This is a genomic window from uncultured Aggregatibacter sp. (genome assembly GCF_901873365.1).
Taxonomy (GTDB): Bacteria; Pseudomonadota; Gammaproteobacteria; order Enterobacterales; family Pasteurellaceae; genus Aggregatibacter.
The window spans coordinates 1-25,796 of record NZ_CABFLM010000115.1 but is presented as its reverse complement, the minus strand read 5'-3'; the positions used below and the strand labels follow the sequence as shown (position 1 = coordinate 25,796).

The following is a 25,796-nucleotide window of genomic DNA, read 5'->3' as shown; positions in this document are numbered from 1 at the left end:
ATCCCTATCAAACATTAAACAATACTTTGTACTTTGGCACTCATGAAATCATAAGTGCCGACAATTAATTAACAGGAAACAAAGATTATAAATTTGCTTTTAACCAATCAGAGCAAACAGATAATGCTTTGTTGATATTTTGCGGTTCAGTACCACCGGCCATCGCCATATCAGGTCGACCACCGCCTTTACCACCGACTTGTTGAGCCATTAAATTCACGAGCTCACCGGCTTTCACTTTGGCTGTTAGATCCTGCGTTACGCCAACAATTAAGTTAACTTTTTCATCCAACGCGGAAGCAAACACCACGACGGCAGAGCCTAATTGATTTTTCAGACTATCAACCATTGCGCGTAAAGACTTCGCTTCGATACCATCAAGCTGTTGCACAATCACAGAAACACCATTAATTTCGACCGCACTTTGCGCCAACTCATTACCGGCTTGAAGTGCAGCTTTCTCTTTTAACGTGTGTAACTCTTTCTCAACTTTCTTACATTTATCTTGCAACAGAGAAATCTTATCCACAATAGAATTCACATCGGATTTCAGTAATTCGGCGCTTTGATTCAATAAAGTTTGTTGATGTTGCAACCATTCAATCGCAGTCTCGCCGGTAATCGCTTCAATTCGACGAATACCTGCTGCTACAGCGGTTTCTGTTACGATTTTAAATAATCCGATATCTCCCGTGCGTTTTGCATGAATACCACCACACAACTCAATAGAGAAATCACCCATCGTTAAGACACGAACTTGTTCGGAATACTTCTCGCCGAATAACGCCATCGCACCTTTTGCTTTTGCGGCTTCCAACTCCATAATGTCGGTTTGGATTGGATTATTTGCTCTCACTTGCTGGTTCACAATACGTTCAACCTCAGCTAATTGTGCTTTGCTGATGGCTTCATGTTGAGCAAAGTCAAAACGTAACAACGTATCGGAAACAAGTGAACCTTTTTGCGCGACATGTTCACCTAATACTTGACGTAATGCAGCATGCAACAAGTGTGTTGCGGAGTGATTTAACGAAATACGTTGACGGCGAACATCGTCAACAACTGCATTTACAGACTGCCCAACAGATAAACTCCCTTGTGTGAGTTCACCAATGTGGCCAAACACTTGACCATATTTTTGCGTGTCTTTTACGTCAAAACAAAAACCATTGCCTTCTAAACGACCGATATCACCAATTTGGCCGCCGGATTCTGCATAGAACGGCGTATTATCTAAAATAACTACTGCGCTTTGACCTGCTGAAATCGATTCCACCGGATTTCCCTCATGGAAAAGTGCGGTCACTTTTGCCAGTGTTTCTGACTCGGTATATCCTTCAAAACGGGTTGTCCCATCAACACGGATAACGCTGTTATAGTCCATGCCAAATTGGCTTGCCGATTGTGCGCGAACTCGTTGCAATTCCATTTCACGCTCAAAGCCCTCTTCATCAATCGCAATGCCACGCTCACGGCAAACATCTGCGGTTAAATCCAGTGGGAAACCATAGGTATCATATAACTTGAACGCCACTTCACCGGACAGGATATTCTCTTTTACATTGGCCAACGCGTCATCCAACAAAGTCAAACCACGTTCTAATGTGCGAGCAAATTGTTCTTCTTCTAAGCGCAAGAATTTTTCCACTGTCGCTTGATGTTTTTTCACTTCTTTACCGGCTTCTGCCATCACATCAATCAGTGTTGGGACGAGTTTATAGAAGAATGCTTCTGTTGCACCGAGTAAATGCCCATGACGTACGGCGCGACGAATAATACGGCGAAGCACATAACCACGACCTTCGTTAGAAGGCACGACACCATCAGCAATTAAATAAGCGCAAGAACGGATGTGGTCAGCAATAACACGTAATGATTTATTGGTTAAATCTTTCACACCGGTTAACTCTGCCACTTTGGCAATTAAGGTTTTAAAAATATCAATATCATAGTTGGAGTTGACGTGTTGCAATACCGCACTAATTCGCTCCAAGCCCATACCGGTATCCACGGATGGTTTTGGCAATTTCTCCATTGTGCCGTCAGCATGGCGGTTAAATTGCATGAACACGATGTTCCAAATTTCAATATAACGGTCACCATCCTCTTCAGGAGAGCCAGGAGGTCCACCCCAAATATGATCGCCATGATCGTAGAAAATCTCCGTACAAGGACCACAAGGACCGGTATCACCCATTTGCCAGAAGTTATCCGAAGCATAAGGCGCACCTTTGTTATCACCGATACGAATAATACGTTCTGCCGGAATACCGATTTCCCGATGCCAAATGTTATAGGCTTCATCATCGGTTTCGTACACGGTTACCCATAATTTTTCTTTTGGTAACCCCAGCCACTGTGGAGAAGTCAAAAACTCCCAACCGTAATGAATCGCATCATGCTTAAAATAATCACCGAAACTGAAGTTCCCTAACATTTCAAAGAAAGTATGGTGTCTTGCGGTATAGCCCACATTTTCTAAATCGTTATGTTTTCCCCCGGCACGTACACAACGTTGTGCAGTGGTTGCTCGGGTATAAGGGCGTTTTTCTAATCCTAAAAAAACATTTTTAAATTGGTTCATCCCGGCGTTGGTAAATAATAATGTCGGATCATTATCCGGAACGAGAGAACTGCTTTCTACAACCTGATGCCCTTTACTATGAAAGAAATCCAGATATGCTTGTCGAATTTGTGCTGTTGTTTTCATGTATAAGCCTTAAACTTTAACGTCTTTACTTAATTATTTACAAATTACTGCGTAACTTCCTATTCTTGCATATTTTTTATATTTATAGAAAAACTTTTTACGAAACCATTTCTCTTTTCTTAAAAATGAAGAAAACAAAACCGCACTTACGCTCTAACTTCGTGAAGTGCGGTTCTTTTTTTCTGCCTTTAATAACAGGTGAGCTTTAACAATTATTCTTCACGAAGAGGAACAACAAGCATATCAATCTTAATGGAATTCATCACTTGGCGAGTTGAAGACATCAACTTACTCCAAAAATCTTGGTGATGTCCGGTCACAAGCAAATCCACATCATATTGTTCAATCGCATCTGATAGAACTTGCCCTAAATCACCACTTCCACTTAATTTCTCACTCACCGGATACCCTGCTTGTTCAGCTAATTGCAACAATGTTTGTTGAGTTTCGCTGGAAATTCGATCCTGCATGGAGACCATATTGACATCGATCAAACCTGTATAAAGATCCGAAAAGTTTACATCTACGTGGATGATGGATAATTTCGCATCATGCCGCCGTGCAACACCCACTGCTTTTTTCAAAAGAACCGGACTTTCTTCTGAAAGATCTACTGCAACTAATACATGTTTGTACATAATCGACTCCTTATCTGATCAGGGTTATTTTTTGTCATTCACATAATAGCACCGCCATATAGGAAAAAATATGCGTCAGATCACATTTTGAGAAAAACATTGATTTTTAATTAACTAAAAACAACCTTACTGCTTTGAATCTCCTCTAAAATAAGGTCAGTTATCTACCTACAATGAACAAAACTAATACGATTTGCTTAATCTCTATTCGAATACGCCAAAAATAGTTTTTTTCATAAAAAAAGAGTTGACGAGCAAAAGCAATATCCGCATAATACGCCGCGCAAAGTCAATGAGATAATGCAAATGAATGGCTATGTAGCTCAGTTGGTTAGAGCACAACACTCATAATGTTGGGGTCACAGGTTCGAATCCCGTCATAGCCACCATTATTGCGGGACTGGCGAAATTGGTAGACGCACCGGATTTAGGTTCCGGCGCCGCGAGGTGTGTGGGTTCAAGTCCCTCGTCCCGCACCATTTATTTCATTGATATCAACATAGTTGTTGGGGTATCGCCAAGCGGTAAGGCACCGGGTTTTGATCTCGGCATCCCTAGGTTCGAATCCTAGTACCCCAGCCATTTTCTTCATTATCTTCTGATTCATACTCTTGCTTCCGACTGTACGTTGTCGCTTGTGCATATCTGATAAATCCCTTGCCCTCTCACTACAAAATAGATAGACTGAACCCTATTATTAGTCGGGGTGCTTTGTGCTGAGATCATACCCGTGAACCTGATACAGTTAATACTGACGTAGGGAACTAACGAGAAAATCATACTTCCTTTCTTTTTCTCCACATCTTCTTCATTCGTCATTATTGCTGATTATCTTTTTTTATTAAAAAAGGAACAATGATGCAATATGCGTTTTGTCGTTCTGTGCCGGTAAATGGCGGAGGACTTCATGAGTAAAGTCGCGCAGGCGTTGACCATTGCTGGGTCAGATAGCGGCGGTGGCGCCGGAATTCAGGCAGATTTAAAAACCTTTCAAATGCGAGGTGTGTTTGGTACTTCGGTGATTACGGCCGTCACGGCGCAAAATACCTTAGGCGTCTTTGACATTCACGCCATTCCTCTTCAAACCATTCAAAGCCAGCTGAAAGCGATTGCTGATGATTTCACGATTAGCGCCTTTAAAATCGGTATGTTAGGCACAGCAGAGATTATCGAATGTGTCGCTGAGGCATTAAAGCAGTATCACTTCGGCATGTTGGTGTTAGATCCTGTCATGATCGCCAAAGGCGGTGCGCCATTGTTGCAACAAAGTGCGGTCGATTCTTTGAATACATTTTTATTGCCGTTGGCAGATGTGATTACGCCGAACTTGCCGGAAGCCAAGGCACTGACAGGTGTGGAAGTCATTGACGATCAAACGGCGCAACACGCGGCGCAAATTTTGCAGGCGCGTGGTGTGAAAACCGTGGTGATTAAAGGCGGACACAGCGCGCATTCACAAAGTGCGGTATGCCGTGATTGGGTTTTTACTCCTGACGCGCAATTGACTTTAGAAAGTCCACGTTATGCAACAGCGCAAACCCATGGCACGGGTTGCACGTTCTCCGCTTGTATGACGGCGGAGCTTGCCAAAGGCGTTTCCCTGGAACAGGCGATTAAAACCGCAAAAGACTACATTACGGCAGCAATTAGCCATCCGTTAAATATCGGTCATGGACATGGGCCGACCAATCATTGGGCTTATCAAAATAAAATGTAATTTAGACTGAGGAACAGACACATGAAAAAAACAACGTTAATTTTGACCGCACTTTCTTTATATACCGGTATGGCATTGGCGAATCATTATGAAGAAACCGTGAATATTTATACTTACGATTCTTTTACGTCTGATTGGGGCGCCGGCCCGAAAGTGAAGCAGGCATTTGAACAGCAATTTCCACTTTGCAAGGTGAATTATATGCCATTTGAAAGCGGCGGCACGTTGTTTAACCGCGTGCGTCTGGAAGGGCATAAAACCAAAGCGGATATCGTGTTAGGCTTGGATAATTTTGTATTGGATGAAGCGAAAAAAAGCCAATTATTTGATTCAAATAGCATCGACTTAAGCCAGCTTTCTTTACCAAATCAATGGACGGATAACACGTTCTTGCCTTACGATTTCGGCACGTATGCCTTTATATATGATAAAAATAAAGTGAAAAATCCACCGAAAAGCCTAAAAGAATTGGTTGAGCGGGAAGATTTACGTGTGATCTATCAAGATCCTCGCACCAGCAGCGTGGGACGGGGGTTGTTAGTGTGGATGAATACGGTTTATCCGGCAGACCAAGTGGCGCAAGCCTGGCAACAACTCGCCAAACACACAGTTACTGTGGGCAAGGGCTGGTCGGACACTTACGGTGCTTTTCTAAAAGGAGAAGCGGATGTTGTATTGAGTTACACCACCTCGCCGTTATACCATCAATTATTTGAAAATAAAGAGAATTATGCGGCAACCACGTTTGCTGAAGGCAATGTGATGCAAGTGGAATTGGCTGCGCGAATCGCAGAGCATAAAAATCAATGTGCTGATCATTTCATGGATTTTTTAGTGACACCGGAAGCGCAAAAGCCGATTGTCACGGCAAATGTGATGTTCCCGGTGATCCAAGCGCCGGTTGAACCGCACTTTGATGCCCTAAAAGAAACTGTATTGAAGCAGTCTTTCTTGAATACCTCCAATGTTAGCCCGGAAATGTTGCGGAGTTGGATTAATCAATGGCAAACCACATTAACTAAATAATTCGAACGATGTTTTGGTTGTCTCGTTCATTGTTTACCCGTTTGTTTTTTTCTAGCCCGCAATTCCGCCCGCGTCATCATGTGGGCGGAGTTAGCGTTATTTTGCTGATTTCGTTGCTTTATGGTTTTGCCATGCGTGCCGTGTTGGCGCAGGGCTCTGAATTTCAGTGGCAACAATTCTTTTCCGATCGCTATTTGCATCACGTTATCGCGTTTAGCTTCGGACAAGCGTTGCTTTCTGCGTTGTTATCCCTGTTCTTCGGCATGCTACTCGCTCGCGCTTTTTATTATGTGGAATTTGTCGGCAAAGCCTTTTTGCTGAAAATCATGTCGCTAACTTTTGTGTTGCCGGTGTTGGTGGCGATTTTCGGCTTAATTGGCATTTATGGCGCCTCCGGTTGGATTGCACAACTCTTGCATTTTTTTGACCGCACTTGGACGGGCAGCATTTACGGCTTGTCGGGGATTTTAATTGCGCATCTTTTCTTTAACATTCCGCTGGCAACCAAACTGTTTTTACAAAGTTTGGAAAGCATTCCTTATGAACAGCATCAGTTGGCGGCACAACTGAGTATTCGTGGTTGGCGTTTTGTGCGATTGGTGGAATGGCATGCACTGCGTCGTCAGATGTTGCCGACTTTCAGCTTGATTTTTATGCTCTGTTTTACCAGTTTTACGGTGGTGCTCACCTTAGGCGGTGGGCCGCAATATACCACGCTAGAAACGGCGATTTATCAGGCGATTTTATTTGAATTTGATTTGCCGAAAGCGGCAGTGTTTGCCTTGTTGCAGTTTGTGTTTTGTTTGTTGCTATTTACGTTTAGCAGTCTGTTCAATAACACTTCACAAACCACGTTAAGTAGCCCGTATCGTTGGCTGAGCCCATCGAAAAGTGCGATCAAAATTTTCCATGTTTTTTTGCTCGGCATTTTTGTGTGTTTTATGTTGTCGCCGTTGTTAAATATTTTGTTTAGCGCACTGACATCCGGAAAATGGCTGACGGCGTGGCACAATCCGCAACTGTGGAAGGCCTTAACCTACTCGTTAACTATTGCGCCTGCGTCTGCTTTGCTGGCATTGCTCATGGCGGTGGCATTGTTGTTGCTCTCACGTCGTTTGCAATGGCTGTATTATGTAAAAACCGCCCAATTTATTCTCAATGCCGGCATGGTGATTTTGGCGATTCCCATTTTGGTGTTGGCGATGGGTTTATTTTTATTGTTGCGTGACGTGGATTTTACCAATACCCATTTATTTGCCATTGTCGTTGCGTGTAACGCCTTGAGCGCCATGCCTTTCGTACTGCGTATTTTAACTGAACCGTTCAATAACAATATGTTGTATTACGAACGTTTGTGTAATTCCCTTGGGATTATCGGCTGGCAACGTTTTCGTCTGATTGAATGGCATTCACTTCGTACACCGATAAACTATGCGCTTGCCTTGGCATTTGCGCTTTCCTTGGGGGATTTCACGGCGATTGCGTTGTTCGGCAACCAAGAATTTACCTCGTTGCCCCATTTGTTATACCAACAATTAGGCAGTTATCGTCACCAAGAAGCCGCTGTCACTGCCGGTATTTTGCTGTTATTATGCGGCGCTATTTTCGCCTTAATTGAAAATCAAAAGGAACAACATGATTCGCTTAGATAACGTATTTTTAGCGGATGATACCCTGCCAATGACATTTGACTTGCAAGTGGCAGCAGGGGAGCGTATTGCCATTATTGGTCCAAGCGGTGCAGGTAAAAGCACGTTGTTAAATTTAATTGCCGGTTTCGTGTTGCCGACACAAGGCAATATTTGGTTAAACGGTGAAAACCATACCCGTAGTGCGCCGTATGAGCGGCCTGTGTCCATGTTGTTTCAAGAGAACAATTTATTTCCGCATTTAACCGTGCAACAAAATTTGGCATTGGGTTTAAAAACAAGCTTAAAATTGACCGCACTTGAGCAAGATCAGATCGAACAGGTTGCTGATGCGGTAGGATTAACATCCTTTTTATCCCGTCTGCCAAACAGTTTGTCGGGAGGACAAAAACAACGGGTCGCATTGGCGCGTTGTTTATTGCGAGATAAACCGATTTTGCTGTTAGACGAACCGTTTTCTGCGCTTGATCCTGAATTGAGAATGGACATGCTCAATTTGATTGATGCACTTTGCCACAGTAAAAACCTAACATTGTTGCTTGTGACCCATCAACCGTCAGAGCTGACGGGCAAAGTGGATCGTATGCTTCGTATTGAAAATGGTCGGATAAGCGCATTAGCAATGAATTGATATGATGGGAGGAATAAAAAGTTGTAATCTCTAGATTACAATAAAGTAAAATTAAGGGATAATATGAACGTACTTTTAACCAGTGAAAAATTTGATAAATGGTTAAGTCATCTAAAAGATAAATTGGCGGTTGCGATGATCACACGTCGATTAGATCGTGCGAGATTAGGCAACTTCGGCGATTGCAAGTTTGTTGGGCAAGGTGTTTATGAAATGCGCATTGATACCGGAAAAGGTTATCGAGTTTATTATGCTCGGCAAGGCGAAATCACTTATTTTTTAATTAGTGGTGGCGATAAACGCAGCCAGCAACAGGATATTGATGAAGCAATTAAATTATGGCTTGAATACCAACAAGGAGAAGTCTCATGAAGTTTATCGAATATGATGCTGCAAAATATCTCACAGACGAAGAAACCATTGCATTTTATTTAACGGATGCATTGGAGAATGGTTCAGAAGCGGAATTTTTACTTGCTCTAAAAAATGTAGCCAAGGCAAGAGGTATGACGCAGCTGGCTAAAGATTCCGGGGTTCCCCGTGAAAGTTTATATAAAACCTTGTCCGGCGAGAGTAAACCTCGCTTTGAAACAATTACTAAAATTGTCAATGCATTAGGTGTGAATCTTGCGTTCACACCGAGAAGTACCAGTATTTAATTTATCGAGAAACCTATGTCAACCAGTACCTTACAAATTTACTCCATCACACCGCATCCAACCGCAGAATATTGGTCAGTGTGCAAAGTAGAAGCCCTATTTGAAACACCCTTTTTAGATTTGATTTATCGCGCAGCACAAATCCATCGCAAAAATTTCAATCCACGCGCGATTCAGCTTTCTACCTTAATGTCGATTAAAACCGGTGGTTGTCCGGAGGATTGTGGGTATTGTCCGCAATCAGCGCGTTATCAAACGGGCGTGCAAAATCAAGAATTGTTAAACGTGGAAGACATCGTGGCAAAAGCCAAAATCGCGAAGGCACGTGGTGCCGGTCGTTTCTGTATGGGCGCCGCATGGCGTGGACCGAAACCGAAAGACATCGCAAAAGTGACAGAAATCATCAAAGCGGTAAAAGCGCTTGGGATGGAAACTTGCGGTACTTTCGGTTTATTGCAAGATGGCATGGCGGAAGAATTAAAAGACGCGGGCTTGGATTACTACAACCACAACCTAGACACCGCACCGGAACATTACAGTGAAGTGATTGGTACACGCCGTTTTGACGATCGTATCAGTACCTTAGGTAAAGTGCGCAAAGCCGGCTTGAAAGTGTGTTGTGGTGGCATTGTGGGTATGAATGAAACCCGCAAAGAACGCGCAGGACTGATTGCCAGCCTGGCGAATTTGGATCCGCAACCGGAATCCGTGCCTATCAACCAATTAGTGAAAATCGAAGGCACACCGCTTGCCGATGCAGAAGAACTAGATTGGACAGAATTTGTGCGCACCATTGCCGTAGCACGTATTACCATGCCAAACAGTTACGTCCGCCTATCCGCCGGTCGTCAAGGCATGAGCGAAGAAATGCAAGCAATGTGTTTCATGGCGGGGGCTAACTCGATTTTCTACGGCGACAAGCTGCTTGTGACGGGTAACCCGGAAGAAGATGGCGACCGTTTATTGATGGAAAAACTTGATTTAGAACCGGAGACGGAAGAGAACAAGCGTTTACGTTAATGACTCGCCATATCATGCAATCTGCAATATATGATTAAATCAAACATAAAAACAGGTAATTTGTTTAGGTTTATTGTGTATTAAGATCACTCGCCCTGTGGTGTTAATAGAGATTAAGAAATGCATTTGACTTTGTTTTAGCTGGTATATAGGGTGGTGCACAGTAATGCGTTGTGTAGACTAATGGTAAGTCAGCGAGCAATCGCAGTATTGTGGGTTCAACTCCCACCACAGCGCGTTACAACCTTTGTTTCAATATAATTTTGTCAATCGTCTTTTCTTCGATTTCGTGCAACAAGTTGCACGCTACGAGGAGCATTATTTCATATTGTAGCGTATATCTTGAGGCACGAGTGAGTCCACCTCGGTGCGTGATTTGCGATTTCGTGCTTAATGCACGATCGAACCACGCACAAAACGTTATTTACCCCTTTCGAGCATTTACAATTTCGTGCAACAAGTTGCACGCTACGAGGAGCATTATTTCATATTGTAGCGTGCATCTTGATGCACGAGTGATTCCACCTTGGTGCGTGATTTGCGATTTCGTGCTTGATGCACGATCGAACCAGGCACGGTACGTTATTTAACCCTTTTGAGCATTTACAATTTCGTACAACAAGTTGCACTCTACGAGGAGCATTATTTCATATTGTAGCGTGCATCTTGATGCACGAATGATGCCACCTCAGTGCGTGATTTGCGATTCCGTACTTGATGCACGATCGAGCCACGCACGGTACGTCATTTAACCCTTTTGAGCATTTACAATTTCGTGCAACAAGTTGCACGCTACGGTGATTCGGGGAATGCCGTGGAGTAGATTTTTTATCTATCGTTTGGAAATAAAATGATGCGGTATAGCAAAAGTGGTGCCCCCAACAGGACTTGAACCTGTGACCAATCGATTATGAGTCGACTGCTCTGACCGACTGAGCTATGGGGGCGGAAAAAGCGTTGCGGATTATAGAGAATTTTGTCGTTAAAGTCTAGGATGACAAGATTTTTAGCCGCAAAAAGTGCGGTGGGTTTTACAAAACTTTTGAAAAACGCACCGCACTTTTTAGATTTTAAAACGAATTAATGTGTACTTGTGCTGGTTGTGGTTCGATTTGCACGTTTGCGATCCATTTCCGTTAATAATTTTTTACGGATACGGATAGATTGTGGCGTAATTTCCACCAATTCGTCATCATCAATAAATTCGATGGCTTGTTCAAGGCTGAATTTGATTGGTGTGGTTAACGCAATGGCATCATCTTTACCGGAAGCACGCATATTGGTGAGTTTCTTCCCTTGCAAGCAGTTCACGGTTAAGTCATTAGAACGGCTATGAATACCGATGATTTGACCTTCGTACACTTCGGTACCGTGATCGATCATCAGTTTGCCACGCTCTTGCAAGCCCCATAACGCATAAGCTAAGGCTTTACCTGTCGCGTTGGAAATTAATACACCATTTTTACGCTGACCGATTTCTCCCGGTTTTACATCGTCATAATGACTAAAACTGGAGTAAAGCAGACCGGTTCCTGATGTCATGGTCATGAATTCATTACGGAAACCGATTAAGCCACGACTTGGGATCACATATTCTAAACGCGTACGTCCTTTACCATCCGGTACCATGTCTTTCACTTCACCTTTGCGGATACCTAAGGCTTCCATTACCGCGCCTTGGTGTTGTTCTTCAATGTCGATGGTAACTTGCTCAAACGGCTCTTGTTTGTGTCCGTCAACTTGTTTGAAGATAACTTTCGGGCGGGATACGGCCAATTCGTAGCCTTCGCGACGCATATTTTCGATTAACACGGATAAATGCAATTCACCACGACCGGAAACACGGAATTCATCCGGGTTTGGGGTTTCTTCTACGCGCAATGCGACGTTATGCACAAGCTCTTTGTTTAAGCGCTCTAAAATCTGACGGGATGTCACGTATTTGCCTTCTTTACCGCAGAATGGTGAGGTGTTTACGCAGAAGAACATGGTCACAGTAGGCTCATCAACGCTTAATGCCGGTAAGGCTTCCACGTTATTGATATCGCAAATGGTATCGGAAATATTGAGTTCGCCAAGACCGGTAATCGCCACGATATCGCCTGCGCTGGCAATGTCTTCTTCATAGCGTTGTAATCCAAGGTGGCCTAATACTTGTCCGATTTTTCCGGTGCGGGTTTTACCGAAACTGTCGATGATTGTCACACTTTGGTTTGGTTTTACCGTACCACGTTTAATACGACCAATACCGATAACGCCCACATAATTGTTGTAGTCAAGTTGGGAGATTTGCATTTGGAACGGTGCATCAAGTTCCACTTTTGGAGGTTCAACATGTTCAACAATGGCTTCAAATAACGGTGTCATGTCGGCGGCTAAATCTTCGTGATCTAGACCAGCTACGCCATTTAAGGCGGACGCGTAAATAATCGGGAAATCTAACTGTTCATCGGTAGCACCAAGATTAACGAATAAATCGAACACTTGATCGACCACCCAATCAGGGCGTGCACCGGGGCGGTCAACTTTGTTAATGACCACGATTGGTTTTAAGCCATGAGCAAAGGCTTTTTGCGTCACAAAACGGGTTTGTGGCATTGGACCGTCAAAGGCATCCACCACCAATAATACGGAATCCACCATGGAGAGTACGCGTTCAACTTCACCACCGAAGTCTGCGTGTCCCGGAGTATCCACAATATTAATGCGGTAGCCGTTCCAATTAATGGCGGTATTTTTCGCTAAAATAGTAATGCCGCGCTCTTTTTCTAAATCGTTGGAATCCATCACGCATTCATCGGTATCACCGCTACGAGAGGCTTCCAATGTGCCGGATTGTTGTAATAATTTATCCACTAAAGTTGTTTTGCCGTGGTCAACGTGGGCAATGATTGCGATATTACGCAGTTTGTTAATGTCTATTTGATCTGTCATTGAGAATTCTTAAGCCTAAGCTAATAATAAAAAATAGGTAATTTTCTGACCGCACTTTTACTGCCAAAAATGCGAAAGGCGCAGATTATACAACTTTTTATGAGGGGCTGCTATGCGTAAATGGGAGAAAATTTACACAATAAACGACCTGACTTTATGAAAAATAAAAAAGGGGGTTTAATAAAGAAAATTCAGCTGAATGTATGAAATACTTTTATGAAATTGAGGCGGAATATGCTATTTTTATGCGCATTCTTTTCCCCTTTTTATCTTAATTAACCCACGTCTTAGAGGATTTACTAGTATGTCTAACGCGATTGACAATGTGTTTAAACTCATTGAAGAAAACGACATCAAATTTGTGTTACTTCGTTTTACCGATATTCAAGGCAAAGAACATGGTGTTTCTTTACCGGTGAATTTGGTTGACGAGGATTTATTTGAAGACGGCAAAATGTTTGACGGCTCTTCTGTGGAAGGTTGGAAGGCCATCAACAAAGCAGATATGCTTTTAATGCCGATTGCCGAAACAGCCGTTGTCGATCCGTTTGCACAAATTCCAACTTTATCCCTCCGTTGTAGCATTTTTGAACCGACCACCATGCAAAGCTATGATCGCGATCCGCGTTCTATTGCACTTCGTGCAGAAAATTATATGCGTTCCACCGGTGTGGCAGATCACGTCTTTTTCGGGCCGGAACCGGAATTTTTCCTCTTTGATGATGTGCGTTTTGACGTGTCAATGAACGGCAATGCTTATCATGTGGATGATGTTGAAGCCGCATGGAACACCAACAAGCGTTATGAAAACGGCAACAATGCCTATCGCCCGCTGAAAAAAGGCGGCTATTGTGCGGTGGCACCGATTGATACGGCACATGATATTCGTTCCGAGATGTGTTTGTTAATGGAAGAAATGGGCTTGGTGATTGAAGCGCACCATCATGAAGTCGCCACTGCCGGTCAAAATGAAATTGCGACCAAGTTCAATACGTTAACGTTGAAAGCGGATGAAACCCAAATTTATAAATACATCGTGCATAACGTGGCAAAAGAATACGGCAAAACCGCTTGTTTCATGCCGAAACCGATTACCGGTGATAATGGTTCGGGCATGCACTGTAATATGTCCTTGAGCAAAGACGGCAAAAATATTTTCCAAGGGGATAAATATGCGGGCCTTTCAGAAACCGCACTTTATTACATCGGCGGTATCATCAAACATGCGAAAGCGTTAAATGCCTTTACCAATCCAAGTACCAACTCTTATAAACGTTTGGTGCCGGGGTTTGAAGCGCCGGTATTATTGGCGTATTCCGCAAGCAACCGTTCGGCGTCCATTCGTATTCCGGCTGTCACCAGCCCGAAAGCCATTCGTGTGGAAGCACGTTTCCCGGATCCGTTGGCTAACCCTTATTTAGCCTTCGCAGCATTATTAATGGCGGGCTTAGATGGGGTGGTGAATAAAATTCATCCGGGCGATGCGATGGACAAAAACCTCTATGATTTACCACCGGAAGAATTGAAAGATATTCCTGCTGTCGCAAGTTCATTAGAAGAAGCGTTAAACGCTTTAGAAAACGATTTTGAATTCTTAACACAAGGCAATGTTTTCACAAAAGATTTCATTCACGCTTTCATTGGTATAAAACGCAAGGAAGTTGAACGTTTGAACATGACACCACATCCGGTCGAGTTTGAAATGTACTACTAATTTGAAAACGCGCCTTGAATATTTTCGAGGCGTCGTTTTATTCTAACGACAATAACGATTATCATAACAACATGAAATCGCCACGAATAGGGCGATCTTTTTCACGGAAACGCAATATTAAACTCACGTTAAAGGTGTCATTATGTTAAAGAAATACCTTATTTTGACAATGTCATTCTGTTTGGTCGGTTGTGGCCTTTTTTCCTCAAAAGAGGCACCAATCCCAGCGGAATATGCCGGCGCAGGTTATTATTTGTCAGATGCAGATGCACAACGCTGGGCGTTTGACAGCAAACAGGTTGAACAATGTATTTACCCGAACTTAACACGGATTTTACAACAACATTTTCCGAAAGAAGATGCGTATATTCATTCACAATATGTGCTTTTCTATCCGCTTGAAAAAATTATCGGCGAGAAATATGTCAAAATTATTCAAAGTGATGAAAAATCCATGAATTACGCCATTTATCAATATAAAAAATTCAAATTAGATAAAGTGGATGACTTAGATAAAGCGCAGTGTAACGTTTTACGCAGAAATGCGTTAGATGATTTGGAAGTGGTTAAAGGACAATATAAAAATGGGATGTTAGAAGAGAAAAAAGCAACCGAAGAAAATAAATCTTCCGATGGTGTTGCTACAAATCAAAATAAATTCTTTTTTGACATTATTAAATGGGGTTCAGCACTCCTGCTTTAACGAAAGCCATTCTCATCGGATAACAAACATGAGAACCTAATTCCCTCAATTTCAATAGGATACACAGGTGAACCGCAATCCCCCATTTTGGCTGACCGCCTTGATTATTCTCATCAGCTTACCGCTGATTTTGCCTTTTCTATACGTCATTGTGAGAGCCATTGAGGTGGGTTGGGATCGCAGTATTGCGCTACTTTGGCGACCGCATATGTGGGAGCTGTTGCGCAATACCCTGCTACTGATGGTTTGTGTCACCTTTAGCGCCATTATTCTCGGCACGGTTTGCGCCTTTTTATTGGAACGCTATCGTTTTTGGGGGAAGCCGTTTTTTCAAGTGGCGATGACATTGCCTCTGTGTATTCCTGCCTTCGTCAGTTGTTTCACTTGGATTAGCCTGACTTTTCGCGTCGAAGGCTTTTGGGGCACGATCGGCATTATGACTTTAAGCTCCTTTCCGCTTGCCTATTTGCCGGTTGCTGCCACCTTAAAACGACTAGATCGCTCATTAGAAGAAGTTAGCCTTTCTCTCGGCAAAAGTCGTCGCGACACCTTTTGGCACGCCATATTTCCGCAGTTAAAACCGGCTATCGGCAGCAGCGTTTTATTAATCGCATTACATATGTTGGTAGAATTCGGCGCTGTGTCGATTTTGAATTATCAAACCTTTACCACCGCCATTTTCCAAGAATATGAAATGGCCTTTAACAACAATACGGCGGCATTGTTGTCCGCCGTATTAATGGCAATTTGCGCCTTGATTGTATTCGGCGAAATTTTCTTTCGTGGGCAACAAACCCTGTACAACAGTGGCAAAGGCGTGAGCCGCCCTTATCCGGTAAAAAATTTAACGGTTGGCAAACAAGGCTTGGTGGTCATTTTTTTCCTGACTATTTTTATTCTGAGCATCGGTGTGCCGCTCACCATGTTGATTTACTGGATGATCGTGGGGAGCTCTCTTGAAAGTGCGGTAGATTTTTCCGCCTTTTTTGAAGCCTTCAGCAACTCTTTGTTAGTTTCCTGTTTAGGGGCTGGGCTCACCGTGCTTTGCGCTTTGCCACTCGTTTGGAGCGCAGTACGCTATCGTAGCCGCCTTACCCTGTGGATTGATCGCCTGCCGTATTTATTGCACGCCGTGCCGGGCTTGGTTATCGCCTTGTCATTAGTGTATTTCACCATTAACTATGCATATTCTTTCTACCAAACGTTCCTCATGGTGGTGGTCGCCTATTTCATGTTGTATTTGCCGATGGCGCAAACCACGTTGCGTAGCTCGTTGGAACAAATTTCCGACAATGTCGAAAAAGTGGGACAAAGCCTTGGGCGTAGCCATTTTTATATTTTCCGCACACTCACCATTCCCGCCATGTTGCCGGGGATTGCCGCTGCCTTTGCGTTGGTGTTTCTAAACCTGATGAAAGAACTCACCGCCACCTTATTACTCACCCCGAACGACATCAAAACCTTATCTATCGCCGTTTGGGAATACACCAGTGATGCCCAATATGCTGCTGCCACACCTTATGCCGTGATGTTAGTGCTATTTTCCGGCATTCCGGTATTTTTACTCAAAAAATATGGCTTTAAGTAAAGGTTATGTAGGATGGGTTGGTGTTTTTACTCTGCCAACGCATCCTGTAATCGTCCTTTGTTCTGTGTTAAAACGGCTTCTGCTTGGTCTTTATCTAATCCGCTCAACAGCATCATAATGGCCAATTTGGCATTGCCATGGGTTGTTAAGAGGGTTTGTTCTGCCGTGAGTTGGTCGCACTCGGTAGCTTGCATGACAATCCGGATAGCGCGTGCTTTGAGTTTTTGATTGGTGGCTTGCACGTCCACCATGAGATTTTGATAGCACTTGCCGAGACAAATCATGGCGGCGGTGGTGAGCATATTCAGCACCATTTTTTGCGCCGTGCCGGATTTTAAACGGCTGGAACCGGTGAGGGCTTCGGGGCCGACTGCGGTGGTGATGGCAATGTCTGCGATCTCACTCATGACGGCGTTTGGGTTGCTGACCAAAGAAACCGTGGTGGCGCCGAGCTGTTTGGCATACTGCAATCCGCCGATGACATAAGGTGTACGCCCACTGGCTGCGATTCCGACTAACACATCTTTGCGACTAAAATGAATGTGACGTAAATCCTGTTCGCCTGCTTCGATATTGTCTTCCGCACCCTCTACCGCGTTACGCAATGCGGTTTCGCCACCGGCAATTAATCCCACCACCATGCTTGACGACACGCCAAACGTTGGTGGGCATTCGGACGCATCTAGCACACCCAGACGACCGCTGGTGCCTGCACCCATATAAACCAAGCGTCCGCCAGATTGAAATGCCGCCACGATGTGTTCTACTGCCTGTGCGATTTGTGGCAGATTTTTCTCCACGGCGAAAGCCACTTGTTTGTCTTCATGATTTAACAGCGTGACAACCTCTAACGGTGACAAAGCATCAATGTGCAAGGTGTTTGGGTTGCGTTGTTCGCTTAACATTTTTTCAAGACTATTTAATAAATTGTGTTCGCTCATACCTGTTTCTCCGCAGGAAAAATTGCGCCTAAACTGACCGCACTTTTGGCGCCTGTCACACTTGGTAAGTTGGACGGTTGGTTATGCATACGGCGATAGGCAAGCCAAGCAAAGGCGGCAGCTTCCACATAGTCTGCATCCAATCCTTCATCATTGGTTGGGCGGCATTGCCATTGTGGTAATAACGCTTGTAATCGCGTCATCAGCAAGCCATTTTTTGCACCACCGCCGCAGACTAACAACCGGCGTGGTAATGGCGTTTCAAGTTGATTTAATGCGAGTGCAATGCTCTGTGCGGTAAATTCCAACAAGGTGGCCTGTACGTCTTGTGGTGGTATCTCACCTAAAAGTGCGGTGGTTTTTTCTAATGTTTTTTCAAGCCATGCCAGATTGAACAATTCGCGCCCGGTACTTTTCGGTGGTGGCTGTTGGAAATAAGGCTCTTTCAACATTTCCGCCAATAATGCCGACCGCACTTTGCCACTTCGCGCCCATTGCCCGTCAGCGTCATAAGATTTTCCGAAATGGCGTTCGATCCAACCATCCATCAGCGCATTGCCAGTGCCGGTGTCGTAGCCAATAATCGGTTGATGAGGAAAGAGGACGGAAATATTGCTGATGCCGCCAATATTCAGTACCACCGTCGCCCAATTCTCATCATAAAACCAGGCTTGATGAAACGCCGGCACTAACGGCGCGCCTTGCCCACCAAATGCCATATCTTTACGTCGAAAATCCCCGACCACATCAATGCCGGTGCGCGCAGCAAGCAGATTCATGTCACCTAATTGCATGGTGAACGGAAAATTGCCTTGCGGTGCATGCCAAACAGTTTGTCCGTGACAGCCAATCGCGCGAATTTGCTGTGATTGCAGTTGGTGACGGGTGAGAAAATGATTGACCGCCTCGGCGTAGAGTAAGGCTAAACGCTGATCTAATTCGCCCAGCTTTTGCAAGGTAGCGCTGCCTTGTGAAATTAATTGCAATAAATCTTGGCGCAAATCTGCCGGCATTGGCGTGAATTGTGCCGCGATAAATTGCGGTTTTTCGCCAAATGTCATCAGCGCGATATCCACACCGTCCAAACTGGTGCCGGACATAATGCCGAGATAATAGTCTTGTTGCATGGCGGTGTCCTCATCGAAGATAAAAACAAAATGGGGAAGAAGATTTTCACTTCTTCCCCACCGGTGTTCAAATGTTCCACAAAACGAACGGGACGACAGATTACAAAATCATCTTCACTAACTTATCCGCTTTAATGCGGGCAAATTTTTTCAATAATTTTTGCACCGGTGCCGGATATTGCTTCATTTCCTCCAACTCAGTGTAATGTTGAAGCAACGTGGTATGTTGGCGAATATAGGCTAACTCCTGAATGACTTGAGGCAAAAGTTGTTGTTTCGGATCATGGATAAATAGGCCATTCTCCGCATCCAAACGCCATGCGCGCGGGTTCAAATTATTGCCGGTCAACAAAATATAATTATCGTCAACCCAAACGCCTTTCAGATGATAGGTGTTTGTACCGTCTTTCCATGTACGAATAATCAGTTGACCTTGTTCCATTTCACGTTGGAACTTTTTGCTAAAACGGCGAAGATTGTTTTCATACAAATACGGCAATGCCCCAGCCATTTTGAACGGTTGTTCCGGTGGAATGTAAAAATCATTTGCCACTTTATCGCCCACAATAATTTCGATTTTTTTGCCTTTACTTAGCAAATGGCGGATTTTTTGTTGTAATGTCCGCGGGAAATTAAAATACGGCGTACAAATCGTTAGCTTTTCATCAACCAGCTGGAATAAATCTTCGATCGTGCAATTTAATACATTGCCCGTGCCACCTAAACCAAACAACGGCGTTACCGTCAATTCATTGCCAAAATCAACCGCACTTGGCAGTTTATATTGCCCATTAAGGGCAAGATTTTTTCTGAAATGACGGATATTTTGTCGAATTTCTTTGGTTTTCGGGCGATTAACGCTATCCAACGGCGACACCACATCGCTATTCAACAAAAACTCGCGAATAAAAGCCACCATGCTGTCGGCTAATTGCGGATGGGTGATTTTTTGATAGCGGTCGTAACGGTATTTTTCATTTTGTTGCAAATACACGTTATTGATACTGGCGCCACTGTAAAGCACGGTGTCATCAAAAACAAAGCCTTTGATATGCAACACGCCGAACACTTCGCGCGTATTGATCGGCACACCGAAAAATAGATTCGGATCATCGGCAAGTTGATATTTTTGGCGTTGTTCGCAATACCAATCGGCATTGGTCGCACTCTTTTCCGCCCCTAATAAATTACGTTGCGCACGATGCCAATCAATTAAAATTTTCACTTCAAGTTCAGGCTTATCTTGTTTCGCACGGTAAATTTCATCGAGAATTTCTTGTCCGGCTTCGTCATTTTGCCAGTAAAGTGCGGTCACAAAAATACGTGTTTTCGCCTGTCTAATCAGTTGAATAATTTCATTTTTAAATGCCATTGGGCTGTAAATAAACTCAACTTGTTCCGCCTGTAAAGCTAAACATGGCAAGCTTTCAAGACGCTTTTGAGCCCGTTTTGTCTTATCTCTAAACATAAAATTTGTTCTCTGTTGTACTCAATGAGTCGGAACCTAATTGGGGCGATAGTTTACAATATTTATCGCCCCCCTTGGTAGAAAAAAGGCTGGTTTTCGTTATAATGCTCACAAATTTATTGCCTACAGCGCAAATTTATTCCATTCATCCACCCTATCGGCAACACAACTATGAACCAAAATTCAAACAAACCGACTTTCAAATCAAACAACCGTACTTTTTCCGAACGCAGTGTCGGTGACGACCGTCAAAAACGCGATAAAAGTCGACCGCACTTTTCCTCCTCAAAAAGCGATTCGCGCCAAGAATTTCGCAGAGAGCGAGATAACGACAGAAATACTAAGCCGAAATTTAAACGTGCTGAAAGCCAAGAAAAAACCTTACACATTGCCGAAAGTACGATGAAAAAAGCCGGTGGTGCGGAAGGCAACGTAAAAGTGACCGTCAAAAGCAGTCGTTTCGATGATAAGCCGAGAGAGAAAAAGACCGGCCCATTGTCACCACGCGCACCGGAAAAAATCAAAAAGAATCGCGCAGAAGAAATGAAAGTGTATGGTGAAAATGCGTGTTTAGCCTTATTTCAACAACGCCCGGGAAGCATTGTGCGCTTGTGGGCAACTGTACAAATGGCGCATAAAATTGGGGATATTTGCAGTTATTTAGCCACTAATAAAAAGGTGTATCATATTGTGGACAACGACGAGATGATCAAAGTCAGCGGCACAGAACACCACGGTGGCATTTGTATGTTGGTGAAAAAAGCCCATCCGTTTACCTTGCAAGGCTATCTCGATGTGCCACATCAAGAAGATTGCTTGGTGTTGTTAGATAATGTGAACAACGCACAAAACATTGGCGGTATTTTACGTACTTGCGCCTTTTTCGGTGTGAAAAATATTGTGGTGGAAAACGCCGAAAGCCTCAATTCTGCCGTGACGTTACGTGTCGCAGAAGGCGGCGCAGAATACGTGCGAGTGTTGGAGACCAATGACTCCCGCAATGCGCTTTCTCAATTACGCCAAGCCGGTTATCAAATCCTTCACGTGAGCAGCGATGAAAACGCCACAGCATTGGATAAAGTGAGGTTAAAAAATAAAACGGTTTTTGTGCTGAGCGAAGGCACGACAGAGGCTTTATCAGAGAAAAACGATGAGCAGGTTCGTTTAGCGTTTGCCAGCCCAGTGAAAAATGGGTTAAACGTATCGGTCAATGCCGGCATTTTACTGGCAAAATGGTATTTTAGATAAAACGAGAAAAGTTAGGGCGGGTAAAAACGCCCTCTTTTTTCACCGCACATCCAAATGCGTTACAGTTTGTCCCCATGGTGAATTAACACAAAGCGCTCCCATAGCTGTTCTTCACTTTCCACATGATTTGGGTCGGTAATAATACATTTGCTGATAGGGCAAACTTTTTGACAGGTGGGCGTGTCGTAGTGACCGACACATTCGGTGCAGAGTTCGGGATCGATGACATAGATCTCATCGCCGATTGAAATTGCTTCATTCGGGCATTCCGGCAAGCACATATCGCAATTCGTGCATTTGTCAGTGATGAGTAAAGCCATAGCGTCCTCGGTGAAAATGAAAGGGTCGGATTATAATCAATACATTAACAAAGTGAAAGGAATTTTATGAACGAGAAACGTATGTTGCTACTGTCTTTTTTTGTGGTGGCATTTTTAATGTTTTTACTTGCCGGTTGGTATTATTTTTCTCAACAGAAACAAGCGGCGGAGGTGGTGGTTGATCGTAATTACGATTACGTCATGAAAAACGATCCTATCGGGCAAAATAAACAGGCACAAACCGATTATTACACCCTCGTGTTGTCTTGGTCTCCGGCATTTTGTGAACGGCAGCGTCAACAATACGGTGATAATTTGCCGACCTCTTTGCAATATCAATGCGGCTTAACCCAACAATTCGGTTGGATTGTGCATGGATTATGGTCACAAAACAAACAAGCCCGAAGAGTCTCCGATCACCCGCGCTTTTGTCAAGGCGATTTACCGCAATTACCGCAAGAGCTTATTGAACGCTATTTGCCTGAGATGCCGAGTGCCGGCTTATTACAAGGCGAGTGGGAAAAACACGGCGCGTGTATGTTTAACAATGCACAAGATTATTTTGAAAAGATCAAAAATTTATACCGCACTTTGAAGCTACCGAACTATGAATTAAGCCGTACCGAACTGTTTAAATGGATGCGAAAAAACAACCCGCAATTAAAAGATGTTTACCTGGGCGCCGCGCGTAATGAACTCTTTATTTGTTACGATTTAGACTGGCAAATTATGGATTGTCCAAGCAGCCGAACCGGTTATTAATCCAATAATTCGACATGGATCAATGAAATGTATAATCCTGAATTTGTCCCCTTGAATTCAGGTTACAAGCTACTCAGTTACGGGTATAATGCCAACAGTTTTTATTTTTAATTTTAACCAGTAAAAAGAGGTAAATTATGTCAGTAATTAAAATGACCGATTTAGATTTGAATGGTAAACGCGTATTTATCCGTGCCGACCTAAACGTACCGGTAAAAGACGGTAAAGTCACATCAGATGCGCGTATCCGTGCCACCATCCCAACCTTAAAATTAGCCTTAGAAAAAGGCGCAAAAGTGATGGTCACCTCTCACTTAGGCCGTCCGACCGAAGGTGAATTCAAACCTGAAGATTCCCTCCAACCTGTTGTTGATTATTTAAACGAACATCTTGATGTCCCGGTACGCTTAGTACGCGATTACCTTGACGGTGTTGAAGTGAACGCTGGTGAAATCGTGGTATTAGAAAACGTGCGCGTCAACAAAGGCGAAAAGAAAAACGATCCTGAATTAGGTAAAAAATACGCCGCACTTTGTGATGTGTTCATTATGGACGCATTCGGTACCGCACACCGCGCGCAAGCCTCTACTTACGGCGTTGCAGAATTTGCACCGGTTGCCTGTGCAGGTCCATTACTTGCTGCAGAACTTGATGCACTTGGTAAAGCATTAAAAGAACCTGCACGTCCAATGGTAGCTATCGTAGGCGGTTCTAAAGTTTCAACGAAATTAGAAGTATTAAACTCACTTTCCAAAATTGCCGACCAAATTATTGTAGGTGGCGGTATCGCTAACACCTTCATTGCTGCCGCAGGTCATAACGTGGGTAAATCCTTATACGAAACCGATTTAATCCCGGTTGCTAAAGAATTAGCGGCAAGCACAGACATTCCTGTGCCTGTGGATGTTCGCGTGGGTACCGAATTCTCCGAAACCGCACCGGCAACAGAAAAATCCGTGACCGAAGTGAAAGATGACGAATCTATTTTCGACATCGGTGATAAATCTGCAGAACAATTAGCAGAAATCATCAAAAATGCGAAAACCGTTTTATGGAACGGCCCGGTGGGCGTATTTGAATTCCCGAACTTCCGCAAAGGAACAGAAATCATTTCTCACGCCATTGCCAACAGCGATGCGTTCTCCATTGCGGGCGGTGGTGATACGCTTGCTGCTATCGACCTGTTTGGTATCGCAGATAAAATTTCCTATATCTCAACCGGCGGCGGCGCTTTCTTAGAATTCGTTGAAGGTAAAGTGTTACCGGCAGTAGAAATCCTCGAAAAACGTGCGAAAAACTAACTGCACTTTTTCTACGTAAGATCGTCATAGCGCGTGTCTGCTGACGCGTGCTATCAATCAAAAACGTAAAACAAATTCTTCAAATGGTGGGAGCAACCCACCCAACACAAAAGGAAAAAACGAAAATGGCTAAATTATTAGATATCGTCAAACCGGGCGTGCTTACCGGTGAAGATGTTCAAAAAGTATTCGCATACGCAAAAGAACACGGCTTCGCACTTCCTGCCGTAAACTGCGTCGGCTCCGACTCCGTGAATGCCGTATTAGAAACGGCTGCCCGCGTGAAAGCGCCGGTAATTATTCAATTCTCTAACGGCGGTGCGGCATTCTATGCAGGCAAAGGTATCAAACCGACCAGCGGTGCACGTCCAGACGTTTTAGGTGCCATTGCAGGTGCAAAACACGTTCATACTTTAGCCAAAGAATACGGCGTACCGGTGATTTTACACACCGACCACGCAGCAAAAAAATTACTTCCATGGATCGATGGTTTACTTGAAGCCGGTGAAAAACACTTTGCTGAAACCGGTCGTCCATTATTCTCTTCCCATATGCTTGACCTTTCCGAAGAGCCAATGGAAGAAAACATGGCAATCTGCCGTGAATACCTTGCTCGTATGGACAAAATGGGTATGACCCTTGAAATCGAAATCGGTATCACCGGTGGCGAAGAAGATGGCGTGGACAACTCCGGCATTGATGAATCTCGTCTTTACACCCAACCGTCTGATGTGCTTTATGTTTATGACCAATTACATCCGGTCAGCCCGAACTTTACCGTTGCAGCCGCATTCGGTAACGTACACGGCGTGTACAAACCGGGTAACGTAAAATTAAAACCGTCTATCTTAGGTGCAAGCCAAGAATTTGTTGCGAAAGAACGCAACCTTCCGGCGAAACCAATCAATTTCGTGTTCCACGGTGGTTCCGGTTCTTCCCGTGAAGAAATTCGTGAGGCGATTAGCTACGGCGCAATTAAAATGAATATTGACACTGATACCCAATGGGCGGCTTGGAATGGTATTCTCAACTTCTACAAAGCAAACGAAGCGTATTTGCAAGGTCAATTAGGTAACCCGGAAGGCCCTGATGCACCAAACAAAAAATACTACGACCCACGCGTTTGGTTACGCAAAATGGAAGAATCTATGTCTAAACGCTTAGAACAATCTTTCGAAGACTTAAACTGCGTTGACGTTTTATAATTGAAAAAAACACATTAAAATGTGATCTGCACCCCAAAACCTGGACACCTATTTTGAGGTGCAGATTATGTCTTACTCTTATCAATTTCGTTTAGAAATTATCAAACTGGTCACCGAACAGGATTATGGTATCCGTGAGGTGGCTAAACTTCATAACATTCCCCATTCTGCCGTCATCTATTGGCTAAAAGCATTTCGGGAAAGAGGGATTGATGGCGTAAAATCGCCTTATACAAACCTTCAAACACCGAAAATAGTGAAGTCAAAAATGAAAAAGAAAGACATTGAAATCCCGGAAACCACAGACTTTTCACCTAAAGCGTTTAAAAAGTTACAACGAGAACTCGCCTTGGCTCGTGCGGAGATTGCTTACCTAAAGGAGTTGGAGAAGCTCGACCGTCAAAAACAACGACAGAAAAAAGAAAAATCATTGAA

At 43.8% G+C, this 25,796-nt stretch carries 22 protein-coding genes, 5 tRNA genes and 1 riboswitch; of the genes, 19 read left to right on the top strand and 8 right to left on the bottom strand.

Annotation, left to right across the window (positions count from 1 at the left end; all coding sequences use genetic code 11):
- Window positions 1–85: 85 nt before the first annotated feature.
- Window positions 86–2,710 carry an alanine--tRNA ligase gene (alaS, locus tag QZ106_RS09530; protein ID WP_295976600.1) on the bottom strand — a complete coding sequence of 875 codons (2,625 nt, stop codon included), beginning with the start codon at window positions 2,708–2,710 and terminating at the stop codon, window positions 86–88.
- Window positions 2,711–2,922: 212 nt separating this feature from the next.
- On the bottom strand, window positions 2,923–3,348 hold the full coding sequence (gene uspA / locus QZ106_RS09525; RefSeq protein WP_021615195.1) for a universal stress protein UspA: 426 nt from the start codon (window positions 3,346–3,348) through the stop codon (window positions 2,923–2,925).
- A 312-nt stretch (window positions 3,349–3,660) separates the two neighbouring features.
- On the opposite strand from uspA, the gene QZ106_RS09520 reads away from it, so the two are divergent.
- The 11 genes from QZ106_RS09520 to QZ106_RS09470 all read left to right on the top strand — a co-directional run bounded on the left by QZ106_RS09520 (window position 3,661) and on the right by QZ106_RS09470 (window position 10,288).
- Window positions 3,661–3,737: transfer RNA gene (locus QZ106_RS09520), tRNA-Met, on the top strand.
- A 5-nt stretch (window positions 3,738–3,742) separates the two neighbouring features.
- A tRNA-Leu gene (locus tag QZ106_RS09515) sits at window positions 3,743–3,827 on the top strand.
- A 28-nt stretch (window positions 3,828–3,855) separates the two neighbouring features.
- Window positions 3,856–3,930 (top strand) — tRNA-Gln (locus QZ106_RS09510).
- Between the two features lie 110 nt (window positions 3,931–4,040).
- Window positions 4,041–4,128: riboswitch (TPP riboswitch) on the top strand.
- A 127-nt stretch (window positions 4,129–4,255) separates the two neighbouring features.
- On the top strand, window positions 4,256–5,065 hold the full coding sequence (gene thiD, locus QZ106_RS09505) for a bifunctional hydroxymethylpyrimidine kinase/phosphomethylpyrimidine kinase (RefSeq protein WP_295976599.1): 810 nt from the start codon (window positions 4,256–4,258) through the stop codon (window positions 5,063–5,065).
- Between the two features lie 21 nt (window positions 5,066–5,086).
- Entirely contained in the window at window positions 5,087–6,091 is a 1,005-nt protein-coding gene (gene thiB / locus QZ106_RS09500) for a thiamine ABC transporter substrate binding subunit (protein WP_295976598.1), read from the top strand.
- 8 nt (window positions 6,092–6,099) lie between these two features.
- The gene (thiP, locus tag QZ106_RS09495) at window positions 6,100–7,743 is read left to right on the top strand and encodes a thiamine/thiamine pyrophosphate ABC transporter permease ThiP (protein ID WP_295976597.1); all 1,644 of its coding nucleotides are present in this window, start codon (window positions 6,100–6,102) and stop codon (window positions 7,741–7,743) included.
- A complete protein-coding gene (thiQ, locus tag QZ106_RS09490) occupies window positions 7,727–8,371 on the top strand; it encodes a thiamine ABC transporter ATP-binding protein (protein WP_295976596.1) in 645 nt (214 codons plus the stop codon). The genes thiP and thiQ overlap by 17 nt, the downstream gene beginning before the upstream one ends.
- A gap of 63 nt (window positions 8,372–8,434) precedes the next feature.
- Window positions 8,435–8,743: a type II toxin-antitoxin system RelE/ParE family toxin gene (locus QZ106_RS09485; RefSeq protein ID WP_295976595.1), complete on the top strand. Its 309-nt coding sequence runs from the start codon at window positions 8,435–8,437 to the stop codon at window positions 8,741–8,743.
- Complete coding sequence (locus QZ106_RS09480; protein ID WP_021615201.1) at window positions 8,740–9,030, top strand: addiction module antidote protein; 291 nt, start codon at window positions 8,740–8,742, stop codon at window positions 9,028–9,030. The genes QZ106_RS09485 and QZ106_RS09480 overlap by 4 nt, the downstream gene beginning before the upstream one ends.
- Window positions 9,031–9,045: 15 nt before the next feature.
- On the top strand, window positions 9,046–10,050 hold the full coding sequence (gene bioB, locus QZ106_RS09475; RefSeq protein ID WP_295976594.1) for a biotin synthase BioB: 1,005 nt from the start codon (window positions 9,046–9,048) through the stop codon (window positions 10,048–10,050).
- A gap of 168 nt (window positions 10,051–10,218) precedes the next feature.
- Window positions 10,219–10,288 (top strand) — tRNA-Cys (locus tag QZ106_RS09470).
- Between the two features lie 632 nt (window positions 10,289–10,920).
- Here QZ106_RS09470 and QZ106_RS09465 read toward each other — a convergent pair.
- Both QZ106_RS09465 and typA read right to left on the bottom strand, forming a co-directional pair.
- A tRNA-Ile gene (locus tag QZ106_RS09465) sits at window positions 10,921–10,997 on the bottom strand.
- A 133-nt stretch (window positions 10,998–11,130) separates the two neighbouring features.
- Window positions 11,131–12,984, bottom strand: coding sequence for a translational GTPase TypA (typA, locus tag QZ106_RS09460; protein ID WP_295976593.1), 1,854 nt, complete (start codon window positions 12,982–12,984; stop codon window positions 11,131–11,133).
- Between the two features lie 304 nt (window positions 12,985–13,288).
- Here typA and glnA point away from each other — a divergent pair, with 304 nt between their 5' ends.
- From glnA to QZ106_RS09445, 3 genes are all read left to right on the top strand, one after another.
- A complete protein-coding gene (gene glnA, locus QZ106_RS09455; RefSeq protein WP_295976592.1) occupies window positions 13,289–14,698 on the top strand; it encodes a glutamate--ammonia ligase in 1,410 nt (469 codons plus the stop codon).
- Window positions 14,699–14,867: 169 nt separating this feature from the next.
- Window positions 14,868–15,401 carry a DUF5358 domain-containing protein gene (locus QZ106_RS09450; RefSeq protein ID WP_232209088.1) on the top strand — a complete coding sequence of 178 codons (534 nt, stop codon included), beginning with the start codon at window positions 14,868–14,870 and terminating at the stop codon, window positions 15,399–15,401.
- Between the two features lie 67 nt (window positions 15,402–15,468).
- Window positions 15,469–16,989 carry an iron ABC transporter permease gene (locus tag QZ106_RS09445; RefSeq protein ID WP_295976591.1) on the top strand — a complete coding sequence of 507 codons (1,521 nt, stop codon included), beginning with the start codon at window positions 15,469–15,471 and terminating at the stop codon, window positions 16,987–16,989.
- 26 nt (window positions 16,990–17,015) lie between these two features.
- On the opposite strand, the gene murQ is transcribed toward QZ106_RS09445, so the two are convergent.
- From murQ to pssA, 3 genes are all read right to left on the bottom strand, one after another.
- The gene (gene murQ / locus QZ106_RS09440) at window positions 17,016–17,930 is read right to left on the bottom strand and encodes an N-acetylmuramic acid 6-phosphate etherase (protein WP_295976590.1); all 915 of its coding nucleotides are present in this window, start codon (window positions 17,928–17,930) and stop codon (window positions 17,016–17,018) included.
- Window positions 17,927–19,057 (bottom strand): anhydro-N-acetylmuramic acid kinase, encoded by a 1,131-nt coding sequence (locus QZ106_RS09435; RefSeq protein WP_295976589.1) that lies wholly within the window; start codon window positions 19,055–19,057, stop codon window positions 17,927–17,929. Before QZ106_RS09435 ends, murQ begins: the two co-directional genes overlap by 4 nt.
- A 100-nt stretch (window positions 19,058–19,157) precedes the next feature.
- Window positions 19,158–20,525 carry a CDP-diacylglycerol--serine O-phosphatidyltransferase gene (pssA, locus tag QZ106_RS09430; RefSeq protein WP_295976588.1) on the bottom strand — a complete coding sequence of 456 codons (1,368 nt, stop codon included), beginning with the start codon at window positions 20,523–20,525 and terminating at the stop codon, window positions 19,158–19,160.
- Window positions 20,526–20,696: 171 nt separating this feature from the next.
- Here pssA and QZ106_RS09425 point away from each other — a divergent pair, with 171 nt between their 5' ends.
- The gene (locus QZ106_RS09425; RefSeq protein WP_295976587.1) at window positions 20,697–21,773 is read left to right on the top strand and encodes a tRNA/rRNA methyltransferase; all 1,077 of its coding nucleotides are present in this window, start codon (window positions 20,697–20,699) and stop codon (window positions 21,771–21,773) included.
- Between the two features lie 59 nt (window positions 21,774–21,832).
- Here QZ106_RS09425 and QZ106_RS09420 read toward each other — a convergent pair whose 3' ends face one another.
- Window positions 21,833–22,093, bottom strand: coding sequence for a YfhL family 4Fe-4S dicluster ferredoxin (locus tag QZ106_RS09420; protein WP_295976586.1), 261 nt, complete (start codon window positions 22,091–22,093; stop codon window positions 21,833–21,835).
- A gap of 66 nt (window positions 22,094–22,159) precedes the next feature.
- Between QZ106_RS09420 and QZ106_RS09415 the strand changes: the two genes are divergently transcribed.
- The 4 genes from QZ106_RS09415 to QZ106_RS09400 all read left to right on the top strand — a co-directional run.
- The gene (locus tag QZ106_RS09415; RefSeq protein WP_295976585.1) at window positions 22,160–22,855 is read left to right on the top strand and encodes a ribonuclease T; all 696 of its coding nucleotides are present in this window, start codon (window positions 22,160–22,162) and stop codon (window positions 22,853–22,855) included.
- Between the two features lie 137 nt (window positions 22,856–22,992).
- Window positions 22,993–24,156 carry a phosphoglycerate kinase gene (pgk, locus tag QZ106_RS09410; RefSeq protein ID WP_295976584.1) on the top strand — a complete coding sequence of 388 codons (1,164 nt, stop codon included), beginning with the start codon at window positions 22,993–22,995 and terminating at the stop codon, window positions 24,154–24,156.
- A 125-nt stretch (window positions 24,157–24,281) separates the two neighbouring features.
- The gene (fbaA, locus tag QZ106_RS09405) at window positions 24,282–25,361 is read left to right on the top strand and encodes a class II fructose-bisphosphate aldolase (protein ID WP_295976583.1); all 1,080 of its coding nucleotides are present in this window, start codon (window positions 24,282–24,284) and stop codon (window positions 25,359–25,361) included.
- A 67-nt stretch (window positions 25,362–25,428) separates the two neighbouring features.
- Window positions 25,429–25,796, top strand: a 368-nt coding sequence (locus QZ106_RS09400) for a transposase (RefSeq protein WP_295976582.1), incomplete at its 3' end; no start/stop codon positions are given.

Bases quoted from the DNA above. Each gene is read 5' to 3' on its own strand.
- alaS (WP_295976600.1), bottom strand. From the start codon at position 2,710: ATGAAAACAACAGCACAAATTCGACAAGCATATCTGGATTTCTTTCAT.
- uspA (WP_021615195.1), bottom strand. From the start codon at position 3,348: ATGTACAAACATGTATTAGTTGCAGTAGATCTTTCAGAAGAAAGTCCG.
- thiD (WP_295976599.1), top strand. From the start codon at position 4,256: ATGAGTAAAGTCGCGCAGGCGTTGACCATTGCTGGGTCAGATAGCGGC.
- thiB (WP_295976598.1), top strand. From the start codon at position 5,087: ATGAAAAAAACAACGTTAATTTTGACCGCACTTTCTTTATATACCGGT.
- thiP (WP_295976597.1), top strand. From the start codon at position 6,100: ATGTTTTGGTTGTCTCGTTCATTGTTTACCCGTTTGTTTTTTTCTAGC.
- thiQ (WP_295976596.1), top strand. From the start codon at position 7,727: ATGATTCGCTTAGATAACGTATTTTTAGCGGATGATACCCTGCCAATG.
- QZ106_RS09485 (WP_295976595.1), top strand. From the start codon at position 8,435: ATGAACGTACTTTTAACCAGTGAAAAATTTGATAAATGGTTAAGTCAT.
- QZ106_RS09480 (WP_021615201.1), top strand. From the start codon at position 8,740: ATGAAGTTTATCGAATATGATGCTGCAAAATATCTCACAGACGAAGAA.
- bioB (WP_295976594.1), top strand. From the start codon at position 9,046: ATGTCAACCAGTACCTTACAAATTTACTCCATCACACCGCATCCAACC.
- typA (WP_295976593.1), bottom strand. From the start codon at position 12,984: ATGACAGATCAAATAGACATTAACAAACTGCGTAATATCGCAATCATT.
- glnA (WP_295976592.1), top strand. From the start codon at position 13,289: ATGTCTAACGCGATTGACAATGTGTTTAAACTCATTGAAGAAAACGAC.
- QZ106_RS09450 (WP_232209088.1), top strand. From the start codon at position 14,868: ATGTCATTCTGTTTGGTCGGTTGTGGCCTTTTTTCCTCAAAAGAGGCA.
- murQ (WP_295976590.1), bottom strand. From the start codon at position 17,930: ATGAGCGAACACAATTTATTAAATAGTCTTGAAAAAATGTTAAGCGAA.
- QZ106_RS09435 (WP_295976589.1), bottom strand. From the start codon at position 19,057: ATGCAACAAGACTATTATCTCGGCATTATGTCCGGCACCAGTTTGGAC.
- pssA (WP_295976588.1), bottom strand. From the start codon at position 20,525: ATGTTTAGAGATAAGACAAAACGGGCTCAAAAGCGTCTTGAAAGCTTG.
- QZ106_RS09425 (WP_295976587.1), top strand. From the start codon at position 20,697: ATGAACCAAAATTCAAACAAACCGACTTTCAAATCAAACAACCGTACT.
- QZ106_RS09420 (WP_295976586.1), bottom strand. From the start codon at position 22,093: ATGGCTTTACTCATCACTGACAAATGCACGAATTGCGATATGTGCTTG.
- QZ106_RS09415 (WP_295976585.1), top strand. From the start codon at position 22,160: ATGAACGAGAAACGTATGTTGCTACTGTCTTTTTTTGTGGTGGCATTT.
- pgk (WP_295976584.1), top strand. From the start codon at position 22,993: ATGTCAGTAATTAAAATGACCGATTTAGATTTGAATGGTAAACGCGTA.
- fbaA (WP_295976583.1), top strand. From the start codon at position 24,282: ATGGCTAAATTATTAGATATCGTCAAACCGGGCGTGCTTACCGGTGAA.